Source organism: Pseudoalteromonas sp. OANN1 (assembly GCF_024124685.1).
Taxonomy (GTDB): Bacteria; Pseudomonadota; Gammaproteobacteria; order Enterobacterales; family Alteromonadaceae; genus Pseudoalteromonas; species Pseudoalteromonas piscicida.
Map to the genome: position 1 here is coordinate 73,526 of NZ_JAMXSE010000004.1, position 15,604 is coordinate 89,129.

Genomic DNA, 15,604 nt, shown 5'->3' on the forward strand with positions numbered 1-15,604 from the left:
TGCTAATCTTGTTTTGCTTTGGCACTAAATGGATATAAAGAGAAGGTATGCGATGCGATAGTGATCTTGCTCTTTTGTTGTTCTTGGCTAAGTGCCAAGTCAGATTCGTTGATCAGCTTTTGATAAAGAAACAGCATTTCGTCTGCTTCAAGATCAGGGTAGCTATCGCTTAAAAAGCCCAATAGTGCCTGGCGCTTTTTACCGGTTTGTTGAAATCTCGTTTTTACCGAGTTGTAATCTGGAATGTTAGGACTTTGATAAGCTGGCACATCATCGTGATCGGGCAGCTGATATTCTTCATGCTCAAACTCAACGAGACTTGCCATATAAGCGACCATGTGACGCTTTTGTCCGAGGTTAAAACGTTGAATGTCTGACACAAATTCTGGTTGAACTGGTGAGAGTAAGCGGTCAACGCCGCGCTTTCTAATTTGTCCAAGGACTTTGGAGGCTTGGCGTGTAATGAGTGTATTGCGGCGTAGCTCTTCTCTTAACGGCATTAGGAGATCGGCACTGCGGCTTAAACTTTCTCTACCAATGAGGTGCATATCTAAAATACGTGTTCTGAGCTGCTCCAGCATACGTTTGTCTGCAGCGCCACGGCCTAATTGTTCAATCTCGTCAATTTGCTCACTGACCTGAAGCTCTATTTGATCAAAGCAGCGTTGGAAAGGGCCATGAATATCGACCATTTCCAGCATCGGTTCGATATATTCGTCAAAAGCTTCCAATACGGCTTTATATCTCATGCCAAGAGAAAGCGTTGAGGTGTCAGATTTGGCTTGTTCAACCAAGTTCATGATAGCGCTTTCGTTATGTTCGAACAGCTTAACAATTTTACGAACGCGTTCGTCCATAATGCGGCTAAAACGGCGTAGCTCAGAGTAGTCAGCCTCTTCACCAGCTTGTGCGATGCGATTACCTAATCTTTCTAAGTCTTTTACCAGCACAGTGATCTCTTCTGCTAAACCAAGGCTCTCTTCTTGTAAAAGAAAGCTGGCGAAGTCAGCGATTGCACGGTTGATTTCTAACTGTGAAGATTTAGCTAAAGGGATAATAATTTCTTGTTGGAGTAATCGATTGGTTTCTTTATAAATTCGTTCACTCGACCAGCTAGGGTTTTTCTGTTTTAGGATGTTTTGTACATCTTTTAGACTGAAATCTGCGAGCTTAAATCGTTTAAAAAGTAGCTCGAGTACGCTCCAGTGTTCATTTATCGTATTTAATAATTTTTTTGCTGGGATCATAACTTTCCAGTGTGTAGTAGTTAAGTTACATCACTACTTCATCAATTTGTCACAAAATGTTTATCGTACGTAGCATGGGGACTGTGATGGTGCTAGAATCCGCCGCGAAAACGAACCCACCCCTTGTTACATTTAATTACAGGTTGTTTACGCATTATGGTCACGCCCATTATTCTAACCCTGATCGCCATCGCTTTTATACTCATCGTTATAGAAGATATTATTCACGTAAACAAGGCCAAAACAACGCTTTTTTTTGGTACTTTATGTTGGATTATCGCCTTTATCTCTCCAATTCATGGTCAAAGCCCAGAAATTGTACAAATTGAGCTAGACCATAACATTTTGGAAATCGCGACACTTTGGCTGTTCTTAATGGCTGCAATGACATTTGTTGCCTACTTGAACTCAAAAGGGTTTATCCAAAATATTGTTCACCGGATCATGCCAACCCATATTAGCGAACGCAAGCTAATGTTTTTGGTCGGTGCGTTTGCATTCGTATTTTCGTCAATATCGGATAACATCACCGCGACGCTTATTTCATTAGCTGTAGTCATGTCTTTGAAATTAGACCCGAAAAAGCTAATTAGATATGCGACGTTAATCATCTTTAGTGTTAACTCCGGTGGGGTATCATTGATCACCGGTGATGTAACCACCTTGATGATATTTCTAGCCGATAAAGTGACTATCCCTGATCTGCTTTTACTAATCGCTCCCTCTATTTTTAGCGTATTTATCTTAGCTGCGATGCTGTCAATCGGCATGAATGATAAGATCACCTTTGAAAAGGCTGAATTACGCAGAATTGAAAAGACCGATATCACCATTGCGCTCATCTTCTTATCAACCATTTTTGCCACGTTATTCTTAAGCGTGCAATACCATGTACCGCCGATGTTAACCTTCTTATTTGGCTTGTCTTTGATGTTCTTAATGGCGCAATTCTTGATGCGCAAGAAGGACGTAAATAAGAAAATCATCGACTATATCCGTGAAATTGAATACGACACTTTATTGTTCTTTGTGGGTGTGCTGTTATTAGTTGGTGCGTTGAAAGAAGTCGGTGTATTGTCTAAGTTTACCGATTTATATCTGCATCTTGCGCCGGAATACGCAAACTACTTGGTCGGTTTAATGAGTGCGGCGGTAGATAACGTGCCTTTGACGGCTGCGCTATTAAAAGCAGACATTACGATGACTCCAGCGCAATGGCTAACCTTTACTTATGCGACTGGCGTTGGTGGCTCTATGCTCATTATTGGCTCTGCAGCGGGGATCATTGCAATGAGTAAGGTTAAAGCTTTAACCTTCTCAAGCTATCTTAAAATGAGTATCTACCTGCTTATCGCATATACCATTGGATATAGTGGCGCGTATTTCGCGGGTCAGCTTATTTAAGATCAATGGATTTAATTTTTTACCGCTTTGGGATAAGTTTTTCATAAATAACTTGACACCTAGACGGCTAAAAGATAATTTTCTTACATCGCCCGCATTTATTGCGGGCTTTTATTTTGCTTTTATTCAGATTAACAAAGGCAAAATAAACAGAAGAGGCGCGATGCTTAGGTAGTTAGTGTGAGGTGACGAGACCAATGATCACTAGTGAGGGAAGTATTCGCCGAGGAGAAAAGTTGCTCGTCGCAACGATTCTTCGGTTTACGAGGCTGAATCCTCGGAACTGTCACCGTATTGGTGGAGAGCTTCTGGCAAAGGTCATTTCAAGCGTTCGTCTTTCTAGAAATCCCATGCCGAGTTCTCCTTATAAAATTTGACTGTGCCAACAGTCGAGAGGAGAGAAAATGAATTCGCAGTATGTTGTAGCCAAATTTGGCGGTACCAGTGTCGCTGACTTTGAAGCTATGTCTCGTTGTGCTCACATTGTTCGTGACAACCCAAATGTTCGAGTGGTCGTTGTTAGTGCATGTGCTGGCGTAACCAATCACCTTGTAACGCTAACCCAACAAAAGGAAGATGAAGCCGGGCGCAAAGCAGTTGTTGCAGCGGTTGAAAACATACAGCAAGCGATTATCGACCAAGTGTCTTTGGATGCTGATCTTGCTGAGGGTTACAAGCAAACGTTCAGTGAATTTGAAAGCCTTGCGAGTTTACCTGCACTTAGCAGACAGCAATGCGATGAAATGCTGAGCTTTGGCGAACGTTTTTCTTCTTATTTGTTTACCCAAATATTACGTAATAACCAGGTTCAGGCGTCGCGCTTTGATGTACGTAAAGTGCTTAAAACAGATAATCAATTTGGTAAAGCGAATCCAAATGTCGCAGCTACGCTTGAAGCTGCGCAAACTAATTTGGTCGCGCTACTTGGCGACACAGTACAGGTGACACAAGGGTTTATTGGTAGTGACCAATACGGCCAGACGACTACGCTTGGTCGTGGTGGTTCTGACTATAGTGCTGCATTGTTAGCTGAGGCAATTGACGCGTCAAGTGTGCATATTTGGACCGATGTCGTTGGTATTTTCAGTACCGATCCGCGTTTGTGTGTAAAGGCTAGACCAATTCCTCGTTTGAGTTTTGATGAAGCGGCAGAAATGGCGACATTTGGTGCTAAGGTGCTACATCCCGCAACTATATTGCCAGCGAGTCGTAAAGGTATTTCAGTATTTGTTGGTTCAAGTCGTGATCCGCAAGCGGGTGGCACTTGGATTGAAAAAGAGAAAACGGCGCAAGCAGGCATTCGTGCAGTGACACAACGCAAAAACCAAATACTATTGACGCTAAAGAGCCCTGAAATGCTCCTTGCTAGCGGCTTTTTGGCTCGTATCTTCACCATTTTAAGTAATTACAATATATCGGTTGACTTGGTAACGACTTCGGAAATTAGTGTCGCGCTTACGCTAGATAACGCGCCGAATGCTTCTCGACCAGAGTTAGAACAAGCTTGTTTGGATGAACTTGGCGAGTTTTGTCATGTGACCGTTGAAAATAATCTTACTTTGGTGGCCATGATAGGTTCTGAGATCCAGTTGAAGAAGTGCCAACTTAACCTGATGGATGTGTTGTCAGAGTTTAATATTCGACTAATTTGCCATGGTGCGAGCAAGCACAATCTGTGCTTTTTAGTTGAGCAGCAGGAGTCAGATCAGGTCGTGCAGTCAATTCATGCTAAATTACTAGAGGTTGCATAAGTGAATTTATTGCCCATTCGGAACTAATAAAAAAGTTGCATTATTGAGTGATGGGTGGCACTTTGTTTATAACGGTTAGGGTCTGCTGACCATCAAGTTTGTTTTTCCCTAGGAGTGCCATCATGAATTATAAAGACGTCTACGAATTCTGGTTTGTTGAATGCACTGAATCAGATTGGTGGAAGAAGTCTGCGGACTTTGATCGCATAATAAAAAATCGCTTCGGTATCTTGCACCAAATGGCGCACCAAGGTGAGCTTTCGAGCTGGAGAGCAACACCACTTGGCGCGCTGTGCGAAATCATTATCTTAGATCAGTTTTCACGCAATATATTCAGAGACACTCCAGAGGCGTTTGCCAGTGATCCTTTGGCGCTAAGCCTCACCCAACACGCCATCGAAAAGGGCTATCACCGCCAGCTCAACGATACTGAATTGATGTTTTTATACCTACCTATGATGCATAGCGAAAGTCGCATCATCCATCGTGCAGCAGACCATTATTTTCGCGACCTGCCTAATTATGATTTTGAAGTCGCGCATAAAAAAATTATCGATAGATTTGGCCGATATCCCCATCGAAATGAAATACTCAATCGCGATTCAACAGAAGAAGAAATGGACTTTCTAGAGACGCCCAACTCGAGTTTCTGAGGCACGGCTAGAACCTCTCGCATTTTCAGCGGAAGTACGTATAATCGGCCGTCTACAAAAATAATGATTGATTACAGACATGGCTCATACGCGCGATGGATTTCAAAGCCGACTTGGCTTTGTGTTAGCAGCAGCTGGTGCGGCTGTTGGACTTGGTAACATTTGGGGATTTCCCACACAAGCCGCAAACCACGGTGGCGGTGCATTTTTACTGGTTTATTTTGCGGTAATTTTCTTACTCGCATTACCTGCACTTTACACAGAATTGTACTTAGGCCATCAGGCACAAGCAAACCCAGTTAAAGCACTTAAGACTGCTTGGCGTGAAGGTAATCCGAAAATAGGAGCCGCGGCGGGGTATATCGGCCTTGCTGGTGCTATCGTGATGCTCAGCTTTTACTCCATTGTGGCTGGATGGATGCTGTCTCATGCACTTGCTCCTCTTGCGCAAATGGCTGAATTAGATACCGCACACCAGTTTCTTAGCGGTGACTCGATGCTGAGAAACTTTATCTTTACGCCACTGATGCTAATTTTGACTGCGAGCATTATTCTCAAAGGCGTAAAATCAGGTATAGAAGCTTGGTCGCGCAGACTTATGCCGTTGTTACTGGTATTACTGCTTTGCCTTATTGGCTATATGGCGACGTTAGACGGCGCAGCAGAGGGGTTTAGAACGTATTTAGTTCCAGACTTTTCAAAAATTAGCGATCCTGATTTGATCATCGCGGCGATGGGGCAGGCGTTCTTTTCGTTGTCGTTGGGTGTGGGCTGCATGATGATTTATGGCTCGTACTTAAAACCGAATGAAAATCTACCTAAGCTTACGTTTAGTGTTGCAATGCTAGACACCAGTGTCGCATTTTTGGCCGGTTTACTTATTATCCCTGCAATATTCGTTGCGCAGCAAAATGGTGTTCAAGTATTTCAAGACGGCAAATTAATCGGTGAAGGCCGTTTGATTTTTGCCATTTTACCCGAGCTATTTGCCAATATGGGGGAAATGGGATTATTGGTTAGCCTGACTTTCTTTGTGCTTATGTCGATTGCGTCGGTAACTTCTACCATTTCTTCAACAGAAATTCCGGTATCTTTCTTGGTTGAAAACCATGGCTTTAAACGTAAACAAGCGACTTGGTTGGTTACGCTAGTTATCTTATTAGCATCGAGCACGATTATTCTAAACTTTGATTGGTTGTTCGAATTGGTGATCAGTCTATTCACGCAATATCAGCTACCATTGATGGGACTGTTCTACTTTATTACTGTTGGCTGGGTTTGGAAGCGCGGTAATCAGCTCCACTTAGAATCTCGTGGTGCACATTACTGGTTTGCTCAGTACGTTAGATTTGTTTGCCCAATCTTAATGACCGCGGTATTTATTAACGTAGCACTGGCAAAGTAGTGATCATTTATTCTCAAAAACGGGAAGCATAGGCTTCCCGTTTTGATTTTTATAACAAGGCTCAGAAATCACGTGGGGAAACAAACTCCCCAGCTTGAATGCTCTCGTAAGTTCGTTGCGCCAATGAATCTAAGTTGGCTAAATCTTTTCCCATTGCAGCCAGTTGGTTTGTCACTGGAATAATATCGATATCTTCAACCCCAGAAAGTTGAGCTACTCTAGCAAAAGTATATGCGTGCTTATACTTTTCGTGTTTGTAGAAAATACTGACTAAAGATGAATAGACTTCTGGGTTAGGGGTATGGCCTCTCTTGTTTAGCTCTAATACGCGGTAGAGAATATCGACGGTTTTATCGTCATCTACTTTGGCGTAAAACTCTGCGAGGAAAAGCTGAATTTCAGGATCGTTTTGAACTCTAGGGTCATCCTGCATGTTCAGTAGCTTGTTCATTGCTGTGCGATCACTGTTACGAGACCAATGATAATAAAGTAAGCCTGGGTGGTTACTGCCTTTTGTTTCATTATAAATACGTGTCATTTCTTTTAATGCAGTGAGATGACCTTCCACTCGTGAAGTGGTTTTTTCTTTTAACTTGATGTGCTCAATTTTGGCAGCGCGAGAAACACATTGGTTGTAGCTTTCTAAATTCTGCAACAAGTCATATTTGTTTTCGTCCGTCGGTGACTTGTATTCGTGATAGCGCGCGTAGATTAGCGACGCACGTTCGTCTTTACAGTGACTGTCTTTATTTAAGTCTTCACAAAAACCAGGCGTTTCGCTACACACTTGGTTCAAGGTTAGGGTGTCGTCGCAACCAGCAAGTAGTAACGCTGCAAAAACTAGCGACTTTTTAAACGCCATAGTTTGACCTCAATGATTTTTTATAATTATAGGGGGTTACGCCCGAATAAACAGGGTAGAGCTAATAGTTTACTAGTTTAACGCAATGAATTGTTCGGTAACAGTGGAGAATCACGGCAGTTTAAATTAGAATAGCCGTGCCCATTCGGGCTATCCGTTCAAAGAAAATTGTTTATTAGGCAGAAAAAATGACCTTATCTCACGAGCAAGAATATCAAAACAGCTGGCAAGAGCGTCAAGATTATGCAGAAAGCATGCAACCCCTAATCGGTCGTCTATACCGTAACAAAGGCGTTGAAATCTCTGTATACGGTCGTCCTCTTGTGAGCGCAAGCACCATTGATGTTATCAAAGCACACAAAACAGTAGCACGCTTTGAAGAGCGCAAACTACGTCTTCGTGAAAGCTTTCCATTCTTAGAAGTGATCAGCAAAATGGAATTGGCACCAGGTCGTGTTGACCTTGGTAAGCTAGCTTATGCCTACATTTATAAAAATGCAGGTGAAGGCCGCTCAATCGAAGAGTTTTTAAATGCAGAACTTGCAGAATTACTAAACCAAGGTGCACGTCCAGAACCTCGTGACGTCGTTCTTTATGGTTTTGGTCGCATCGGCCGTTTATTAGCACGCCTACTTATCGAACGTGGCGGCTCTCACGCTGATTTACGCCTACGTGCAATCGTTGTTCGCGGTGGCCGCGATGGTGATCTTGAGAAACGTGCAAGTTTATTGCGCCGTGACTCAATTCATGGTCCTTTCAATGGTTCAATCACAGTAGACCATGAAAAAGGTGCGATTAAAGCAAACGGTAACTACATTCAAGTTATCTACGCAAACTCACCTGAAGAAGTGGATTACACAAAATACGGTATTGAAAACGCACTTATCGTAGATAATACAGGTGTTTGGAAAGACGAAGATGGCTTAGGTAAACACCTTAAGTCAATTGGTGCGTCTAAAGTATTACTTACAGCACCAGCTAAAGGCGACATCAAAAACATCGTTTATGGTGTTAACAACTCAGACATTCAGTCTGAAGACAAGATTGTGTCTGCAGCAAGCTGTACAACTAACGCAATCACACCGGTATTAAAAGCACTTAACGACAAGTTTGGTATTAAAAACGGTCATGTTGAAACAGTTCACTCTTACACCAATGACCAAAACTTGATCGACAACTACCACAAAGCTGAGCGTCGTGGTCGTAGTGCAGCATTGAACATGGTTATTACTTCAACTGGTGCTGCGAAAGCGGTTGCTAAGGCACTGCCTGAGCTTGCTGGTAAACTAACTGGTAACGCAATCCGTGTACCAACACCAAACGTATCAATGGCAATTCTTAACCTAAATCTAGGTAAAGAAACAACTGCTGAAGAGCTAAATGAATTCCTTCGTGAGTCTTCACTTTACTCTGAACTACGTGACCAGATTGACTACACTGCATCAACAGAGATCGTGTCTACTGACCTTGTGGGTAGCCGTTATGCAGGTGTGGTTGACTCAAAAGCAACCATCGTTGATGGCGACCGTGTAGTACTTTACGTATGGTACGATAATGAGTTTGGTTACAGCTGTCAGGTTGTACGTGTAATGCAAGACATGGCGGAAGTAAAATTCCCGAGCCTACCTCGCTAATACGAAATTTACGATAAAAAGCCAGCACCAGCTGGCTTTTTTAGTTTTTGAAACAAGTTCGTTGTGGTAGGCTTGCTAAGATAGGTCAGCTACAATTAGCTAACAAAAAGTTACACCTCAACTTTGTGCAAAGGCAGGCACAGTATTACCTCTCTTTGAGGTTTAATATAATTCTCGACTGAAGCATAGTTGAGTATGGTAACAGTGTATTTACACAGCAGTTTTTAACTTATTTAGGGAAACCTATGCGCATTACGAGTAATTTCGATAGTGGTAATATCAAGGTGGTAAAAGCAGAATCACCTGCAGATATTCAACTAGAAATCAATAAAGACAATGAGTCTGACTTTTTTCAATGGTTTCACTTTAGACTAGAGTCTACGCCTTTTTTAGAGCACAAAATTCATATCAATCAACTATTAAACTCAGCCTACCCAGAAGGTTGGGATGATTATCATGCGGTTGCATCTTACGATCGTCAAACCTGGTTCCGTGTGCCAACCCGTTATGAGAATGGTACATTAACTATCGATTTTGAGCCTGAATGTGCTCACACCTACTTTGCTTATTTTGCGCCTTATAGTTATGAGCGCCATTTAGACCTAGTCTACTGGGCTCAAGCCCATGATGCGTGCGTTGTAGAGACGCTAGGTCAAACGCTTGATGGCCGTGATATGAGCTTACTCACTATTGGTGAGCCGTCAGATGAGAAGAAAAAGATTTGGATCACGGCGCGCCAGCACCCTGGTGAAACGATGGCAGAATGGTTTGTTGAAGGTCTACTTCACAAACTATTGGATGACGAAGATCCACATGCCGCTGCACTGTTATCGAAAGCGGTATTTTATGTCGTGCCAAATATGAATCCGGACGGCAGCGTTCGTGGTCATCTGCGTACAAATGCAAAAGGCGTTAACCTTAACCGTGAATGGCAAACGCCAACACTTGAGAACTCACCTGAAGTTTATTATGTATTAAATAAAATGCATGAAACTGGGCTGGATATGTACCTCGATATTCATGGTGATGAAGCACTACCGTATAACTTCGTTGCGGGTAGTGAAGGTATTCCGAGCTATGATGAGCGTCTACAGCGTTTGGAAGACTCTTTCAAGGCGGCACTGTTAACTATCACACCTGAGTTCCAAGATGAATTTGGTTACGATAAAGATGCACCGGGTGAAGCAAACCTCACCGTTGCTTCGTGTGCTGTCGGTGAAGCGTTCAAAGCGTTGGCTTATACCGTTGAAATGCCGTTTAAGGACAATGCAAATTTGCCAGATCCTTACTTCGGTTGGTCAGACCGACGTTCATATCAGTTTGGTCAAGACACCTTAGCTGCAATCTTAAATGTGGTTGATGACTTAAGATAAGCTTAAAGACGGGTAATCACCATATTGATTACCCGTTTATTTTTGTGCGTTTAAAAGAACAACAAAATAATATTTAAAGCAAATTAATATTAAAAAATAAGGTAGAACACCTCAACAGGGTGTAATAACAACAATAAAGGGGAATATTCGTGGATGCGTTAGGCAGCTTATTAGATAGCTTAGATGGAATGTTAGGTGGTTCACCTTGGTTCCCGTATGTTCTGTTAGGGGTAGGTTTGTTTTTTACAATCTACTTGAAATTTCCACAGATCAGATATTTCAAACATGCGTGTAAAGTCGTTACTGGTAAATATGATAAAAAAGGCCTAGAAGGCGATACCACACACTTCCAAGCACTCGCAACGGCACTTTCTGGCACAGTTGGTACTGGTAATATTGGTGGGGTGGCGCTGGCAATTTCAATCGGTGGGCCAGCAGCATTATTTTGGATGTGGATGACTGCCTTTTTTGGTATGACAACCAAGTTTGTGGAAGTCACACTATCGCATAAATACCGTGTACAAACAGATGATGGCACCATGGCCGGTGGTCCAATGTACTATATGGATCGTCGCCTAAACATGAAATGGTTAGCGGTATTATTTGCAATTGCTACTGTGATTAGCTCATTTGGTACAGGTAGCTTGCCGCAGATCAACAACATTGCTCAAGGCATGGAAGCGACCTTTGGTTTTGCACCGATGGCAACCGGTGCTGTGCTTTCAGTTTTGCTTGCGCTTGTAATACTTGGTGGTATCAAGCGCATTGCTGCTATCACTTCTCGCGTCGTGCCATTAATGGCTGCGATTTATATTCTTGGTTCTTTTGCCGTTATCTTCTACAACGTTGAGAATATCGTTCCTTCTTTCCTTTCTGTATTTACAGATGCTTTCACGGGTTCTGCGGCAGCGGGTGGTTTCTTAGGGGCTTCTTTTGCTTATGCATTTAACCGTGGGGTGAACCGAGGTCTGTTTTCTAACGAAGCGGGTCAAGGTTCAGCACCAATCGCGCACGCCTCGGCAAAAGCCGATGAACCAGTGTCTGAAGGTATGGTTTCCATTCTTGAACCGTTTATTGACACAATCATTATCTGTACCTTGACGGGATTGGTTATTTTGTCATCGGGTGTGTGGACCGAAAAGTTCGAAACCCATTTCGAGCGCTCGTCTATGGTTATCTTAGACGGTAAATATGACGAATCGAATCAACAAGACCGAGATGCATTGTACGCCTACTTGAATGGTAAAAAAGAGCATACTGTCAAACCTTTCAATGGTGAGATTGAAGTTGTACAGGGTAAAGCGGTAACGGAAAACTTTACCGTGATCCACTCGCGTTCTATTGGTGAGCAAGTACGTTTTGGTATTACTGAGCGTCACAAGTACACGGGTACCGTCGAAGTGAAAGACGGCTTGCCAACAGACAATAGCATCAGCGTGATTGGTTACTCTTTAGTGCATTCGGCAGAGCTAACAACCAAAGCATTTACCCGAGGTTATTTGGGCGAAAATGGTAAATACATCGTTTCGATTGGTTTGTTGTTATTCGCGTTTTCTACGGCAATTGCATGGTCATACTATGGCGACCGCGCGATGATTTATCTTCTGGGTAGTCGTTCGGTCATGCCGTATCGCGTATTCTATGTTGCAGGCTTCTTCTGGGCGTCGTTCGCTGATACGACACTAGTGTGGAAGTTGGCTGCCGTGGCCATCGTAGTGATGACGTTACCTAACTTATTTGGTATTTTACTACTCAGAAAAGAAATGAAATCTTCGGTTAAAGAATACTGGGAAGATTTCAACAAAGAACACAAACAGTGAGCGAATTTTAATTAAAATTATCTTGTCATGTAAGGACAAGAGTTCGCAAAGGTAGTAGAATAGGGCGCCTCACAGGTGCCCTTTTTTGTATTATGGAGAAGTAACACGATGGCAATAGCACAGTGCCCAAGCTGCGGTAAATCTATTTCCTCCAAACATAAGTCCTGCCCGCATTGTGAAACCAATTTAGCAGACTTTTCTCAAGAAGACAGAGAGAGAGCGGCCTCTAGAAATCGTGTAAAACGTCAGCAATCTGTAATGAATTACTCGTTTATTGCACTGATCCTAGTACTAGGTGGATTCTTATATATCTATTGGCAGCAGCCTGATCCTAACTCGTTTGAAATGATCGCAAGCAAAAGCGCTATAGGCATTGGTGCGGTTTGGTACTTAATTAATCGAGTCATCCTCGTTATTTTGAAAAAGAAAAAGTAGTAATGAATGTAGATAGCTTAGTTCAAAATATTACCCCTGAAGTATTCGAGCGTTTGCAATACGGTGCGTCAACCGGAAAGTGGCCTGATGGTACGCCACTAAGTGATGCGCAAAAAGAGCAAACCGTGCAGTTGGTTATGCTATATCAAGCAAAAGTAGCTAAGTCCAATGAGCAGTTCACCATCAACGAAAAAGGTGAAATGGTGCAAAAATCCAAACGCGAATTACAACAAGAATTCAAAGCCGACAATGAAATAGCTAGGTTCAGTGAAAATGATCTTTAAACACCTTTTTACACCGAAATGGAAACACCCAAAGGTTGACGTTCGCTCACAAGCAGTGGACAAGTTAGACTTAAGCAAAGACGCAACTTTACTACATACGCTAGCACTTGAGGACGAGTCTGCGCAGATCAGAAAAAAGGTACTTACTAAGGTAAATGACCTTGGCCTTTGGTGGAAAGTTTATAAGCAAGATAGCGAGTTAAAAGAGCTTGCTGAGCAGAAAATTTCGAGTGCGGTCATTAATCAAGACACCACACTGCAGAGCAACATTCGTGAAGAATACATTGAACGCTATGCGCCAGCTAAAACGCTTGAGAAAGTTGCGTTAATTGAAACCGATTTAACGAACAAAGTTAAACTGCTTAAGCGCCTTGCGAATGCCACGTTGATCGAAAAATCCTTCAAAGAAGGTGATGAAGCACTTCAGATCGCTATGCTGGAACTGATTGCACAGCATTCACTTGAAAAAAGTGTCCTAAAAGCAGCTAAAGGTGAAGCGCTGACTTCTCTTAGTGGATCACTGGAGCAGCAGCGATTAGCAAAAGAAATGCCTACTCAAGTTGCTGAGCAAACGCGAGTTGTGCTTGCCAAGTTAAACGCGCTAAGAGATAAGCAAAACTATGAAACTGTGAACGCGCAAGCACAGCAGTTATTTGCACAGTGGCAAAGCATTGAGCTTAAGTGGTTAGATACTGAAACGGTAACTGCACTAGATGCAAAGTATCAACAAGTAGCAGATAAATTAAGCCGTCATCTCAATGAGTTACAAGTTAAACATCAAGCGCAGCAAGCTGAGTTAATGCAAAAGCAAAATGAAGCCTTAGAGGTTGCTGAGTTAACTGCTGAACTTGAGGCCATTGAAAAATCGGTCGAAGTTGCATGTAAAACACTAGACTTAGCCCCACACGATGCATTGGTTCAGCGTTGTGAAGTATTAAAAGGCAAAGTGTCTGCACCGCAATATGTTACTGTTGAAGCGCTTGGCGAGTTCACCAGAAAACTGCAAAATATTGAGCGTGATCTTGCCGATTTACCGGCACTTATTGCTGCAAGTGAAACCTTCAATAATGCCTTAGCAGAGTTGAAGGCAGTTGAAGTACCAACCTCATTAGAAGCGCTTGATACCCAAGTGCAAGCACAAAAAGACCGCTATGTTACAGTGCGTAAAGCGTTAGATTCACTGCCTAAGGTATTGCATAAATCAGCAAAAGCTGAGCTATCAGATGCAAGCCAAGCGTTTATGACAGCTATCGAGCCGCTGAAAAATGAGCAAGAAAAAGCACTCAAAATCGCGAAGAAGAAAGCACGCGATGTTCAACGATTAATTGATCAGGGTCGATTTAACGTGGCATTTGGTGTTTTTAATGGCTTTATTGAGCAGTTTGAGTTGCTTACGCCAAGCTACAAAAAGCAGCTTGAAAACCAGCATGAAAGCTTGTCTCAAGCATTAAAAGATCTTAAAGATTGGCAAAAGTATGCAGCTACACCTAAACGTGAAGAATTGCTTACGGAGCTTGATATCAAACTGGCTGAGGAGTCAGTTGATCCAGTTAAGCGTGCTGAGGAAGTAAAATTGCTTAGAACACGTTGGAACGAACTTGGTCATGTTGAAACGGAACAGGAAAAGGCACAAGCAGCTCAATTTGATGAAAAAATTGAATTATTGTTTGTACCTTGTCGCGCTTACTTTGCGGAGCAAGAAGTACAGCGTGAGCAGGCAAAAATAGCGCGTGAAGCGGTGATTGAAGAAGTGAAAGCACTTGTTAGTACTTTGGATAACGAGGGTATTGATTGGCGGGAAGTGGAAGCACAATTTAATCGCCTAGCCAAAGTGTGGAAAAACGCTGGCAATGTTGATGCCAAAGTCTATCAAAAGCTGAATTCGATTTACCGTGAGCACCATCAAGCGGTTTACGAGAAACTTAAAGCCTTCCATCAAGCCAACGCTGTTGAAAAGGCTAAGCTAGTTGAAACTGCACAGCAGCAGTTAGAGGCTGAAGATTTAGCAGCAGCTTGTGACTTGCTGAAATCATTGCAAAAACAGTGGCAGCAAATTGGTTTTGCTGGTGCCAAGCAAGAGCATACTTTGTGGAAAGCATTTCGTGCCCATAATGACGCAGTGTTTGAAAAACGCAGTGCACAATATGCCGAGCAAAAAGCACAGGAAAAGTCGCAGGAAGCCGAACAGCGTCAGTTGCTAGCAGAGTTCGACAACAAGGTCATTGAAGCGGTCACTCAAAATGAACTGGCTGCCATTCGTGACGAACTCAATACGTTTATTGTAGTGCCAGGACTGAAGCAAGAAAAGAATCGTTTACTGTCACAAGTGAAGTCGAAATTAGATGATCTATTTTCTTCACAACGTCGTGAAAAGTTCAATGAACTGGTGGAAGCGGTAGACACTGACGGTGATATTCCTAGCTCTTGGCAAGGTAATAATAAAACCTCGCTAAACGCCGCCCAGTTGCTATTGAGACTTGAGATTTTGACGAATCAGTCATCACCGGAAGCATTGCAAAGCGAGAGAATGTCTGAGCAAGTTGCGATGCTAGATGCAAAACTGCAAGGTGAAGAAAGTAGTCTTGAGACTTACCTTATCAGTTATCTAGCTGAGGCTGACAAAGCTGATTTAGCGACGTCAAAAGGCAGGCTACTTGCGGTTTTGAACGCTTAGCCATGCACTTTGAGCCTACTCAGGATACTCTGAGTAGGCTTCTATCGATGTAAACTCTATCC

12 protein-coding genes and 1 riboswitch are annotated in these 15,604 nt (G+C 42.8%); of the genes, 10 read left to right on the forward strand and 2 right to left on the reverse strand.

The features are described from left to right. Positions 1–2: 2 nt before the first annotated feature. Positions 3–1,247 carry a hypothetical protein gene (locus NH462_RS05095; protein WP_010604512.1) on the reverse strand — a complete coding sequence of 415 codons (1,245 nt, stop codon included), beginning with the start codon at positions 1,245–1,247 and terminating at the stop codon, positions 3–5. A gap of 156 nt (positions 1,248–1,403) precedes the next feature. Between NH462_RS05095 and nhaD the strand changes: the two genes are divergently transcribed. The 4 genes from nhaD (at position 1,404) to NH462_RS05115 (ending at position 6,460) form a co-directional block, all read left to right on the forward strand. Then, on the forward strand, positions 1,404–2,651 hold the full coding sequence (gene nhaD, locus NH462_RS05100; RefSeq protein WP_010371900.1) for a sodium:proton antiporter NhaD: 1,248 nt from the start codon (positions 1,404–1,406) through the stop codon (positions 2,649–2,651). Between the two features lie 145 nt (positions 2,652–2,796). Then, positions 2,797–2,967: riboswitch (Lysine riboswitch) on the forward strand. 88 nt (positions 2,968–3,055) lie between these two features. After that, positions 3,056–4,402 (forward strand): lysine-sensitive aspartokinase 3, encoded by a 1,347-nt coding sequence (lysC, locus tag NH462_RS05105; RefSeq protein WP_253104563.1) that lies wholly within the window; start codon positions 3,056–3,058, stop codon positions 4,400–4,402. 122 nt (positions 4,403–4,524) lie between these two features. Further along, positions 4,525–5,055, forward strand: coding sequence for a DUF924 family protein (locus NH462_RS05110; protein WP_010604514.1), 531 nt, complete (start codon positions 4,525–4,527; stop codon positions 5,053–5,055). Between the two features lie 79 nt (positions 5,056–5,134). Then, complete coding sequence (locus tag NH462_RS05115) at positions 5,135–6,460, forward strand: sodium-dependent transporter (protein ID WP_253104566.1); 1,326 nt, start codon at positions 5,135–5,137, stop codon at positions 6,458–6,460. Between the two features lie 61 nt (positions 6,461–6,521). Here NH462_RS05115 and NH462_RS05120 read toward each other — a convergent pair whose 3' ends face one another. After that, a complete protein-coding gene (locus tag NH462_RS05120) occupies positions 6,522–7,322 on the reverse strand; it encodes a DUF2989 domain-containing protein (RefSeq protein WP_253104568.1) in 801 nt (266 codons plus the stop codon). A 188-nt stretch (positions 7,323–7,510) separates the two neighbouring features. Between NH462_RS05120 and NH462_RS05125 the strand changes: the two genes are divergently transcribed. The 6 genes from NH462_RS05125 (at position 7,511) to NH462_RS05150 (ending at position 15,542) form a co-directional block, all read left to right on the forward strand. Continuing rightward, positions 7,511–8,956, forward strand: a complete 1,446-nt coding sequence (locus tag NH462_RS05125) for a glyceraldehyde-3-phosphate dehydrogenase (protein WP_017219277.1) — start codon at positions 7,511–7,513, stop codon at positions 8,954–8,956. Positions 8,957–9,201: 245 nt separating this feature from the next. Then, positions 9,202–10,329, forward strand: coding sequence for a M14-type cytosolic carboxypeptidase (locus NH462_RS05130; protein WP_253104571.1), 1,128 nt, complete (start codon positions 9,202–9,204; stop codon positions 10,327–10,329). Between the two features lie 149 nt (positions 10,330–10,478). Then, positions 10,479–12,149 (forward strand): AGCS family amino acid carrier protein, encoded by a 1,671-nt coding sequence (locus NH462_RS05135; protein ID WP_017219279.1) that lies wholly within the window; start codon positions 10,479–10,481, stop codon positions 12,147–12,149. Between the two features lie 108 nt (positions 12,150–12,257). Next, positions 12,258–12,584, forward strand: coding sequence for a hypothetical protein (locus NH462_RS05140; RefSeq protein ID WP_017219280.1), 327 nt, complete (start codon positions 12,258–12,260; stop codon positions 12,582–12,584). Positions 12,585–12,586: 2 nt separating this feature from the next. Further along, the gene (locus NH462_RS05145; RefSeq protein WP_010371878.1) at positions 12,587–12,868 is read left to right on the forward strand and encodes a DUF1315 family protein; all 282 of its coding nucleotides are present in this window, start codon (positions 12,587–12,589) and stop codon (positions 12,866–12,868) included. Continuing rightward, the gene (locus tag NH462_RS05150) at positions 12,858–15,542 is read left to right on the forward strand and encodes a DUF349 domain-containing protein (protein ID WP_253104573.1); all 2,685 of its coding nucleotides are present in this window, start codon (positions 12,858–12,860) and stop codon (positions 15,540–15,542) included. The genes NH462_RS05145 and NH462_RS05150 overlap by 11 nt, the downstream gene beginning before the upstream one ends. Positions 15,543–15,604: the final 62 nt, after the last annotated feature.

Bases quoted from the DNA above. Each gene is read 5' to 3' on its own strand.
- NH462_RS05115 (WP_253104566.1), top strand. From the start codon at position 5,135: ATGGCTCATACGCGCGATGGATTTCAAAGCCGACTTGGCTTTGTGTTA.
- NH462_RS05130 (WP_253104571.1), top strand. From the start codon at position 9,202: ATGCGCATTACGAGTAATTTCGATAGTGGTAATATCAAGGTGGTAAAA.
- nhaD (WP_010371900.1), top strand. From the start codon at position 1,404: ATGGTCACGCCCATTATTCTAACCCTGATCGCCATCGCTTTTATACTC.
- NH462_RS05140 (WP_017219280.1), top strand. From the start codon at position 12,258: ATGGCAATAGCACAGTGCCCAAGCTGCGGTAAATCTATTTCCTCCAAA.
- NH462_RS05120 (WP_253104568.1), bottom strand. From the start codon at position 7,322: ATGGCGTTTAAAAAGTCGCTAGTTTTTGCAGCGTTACTACTTGCTGGT.
- NH462_RS05110 (WP_010604514.1), top strand. From the start codon at position 4,525: ATGAATTATAAAGACGTCTACGAATTCTGGTTTGTTGAATGCACTGAA.
- lysC (WP_253104563.1), top strand. From the start codon at position 3,056: ATGAATTCGCAGTATGTTGTAGCCAAATTTGGCGGTACCAGTGTCGCT.
- NH462_RS05150 (WP_253104573.1), top strand. From the start codon at position 12,858: ATGATCTTTAAACACCTTTTTACACCGAAATGGAAACACCCAAAGGTT.
- NH462_RS05145 (WP_010371878.1), top strand. From the start codon at position 12,587: ATGAATGTAGATAGCTTAGTTCAAAATATTACCCCTGAAGTATTCGAG.
- NH462_RS05125 (WP_017219277.1), top strand. From the start codon at position 7,511: ATGACCTTATCTCACGAGCAAGAATATCAAAACAGCTGGCAAGAGCGT.
- NH462_RS05095 (WP_010604512.1), bottom strand. From the start codon at position 1,247: ATGATCCCAGCAAAAAAATTATTAAATACGATAAATGAACACTGGAGC.